The organism is Seonamhaeicola marinus (genome assembly GCF_008085455.1).
In genome coordinates, this window is the sequence record NZ_VSDQ01000478.1 from 1 (window position 1) to 376 (window position 376).

The 376-nt window shown below is 27.9% G+C and carries 1 pseudogene; it reads left to right on the top strand.

The features are described from left to right. Window positions 1-237: pseudogene (locus FUA24_RS07820) on the top strand (ParB/RepB/Spo0J family partition protein); the annotation flags it as partial. Window positions 238-376 lie beyond the last annotated feature (139 nt).

Below are 376 nucleotides of genomic sequence, written 5' to 3' on the forward strand. Positions count from 1 at the left end.
GAAACCTTAATTAAAAATTATAACGCAACTAACGAGGTTACAGTACCATCCAAAGAAAAAACTAACGAAGAAAACACACCTAAGTTCATTAAAAAAGGCATTAATGTGTTTTCTGAATACTTTGGACACAAAATAGACGTTAAAGTTTCTAAAAATGGTAAAGGAAAAATAACCATTCCGTTTCATTCAGAAGAAGACTTTAATCGTATTAAAAAATTAATTGAAGGTGCTAAATAAATCCTTAATAGTAAGTGTACTAGCCTTTTTGTTTTGTTTTTCATTGGTAGCTCAAGAAGAAAAAGAAAAAAAATCAAAACGAAAAAAAATTTCAAAAGAAATAGTAGTAGACTCTGTAATTACAAGAGAACCAATAGAC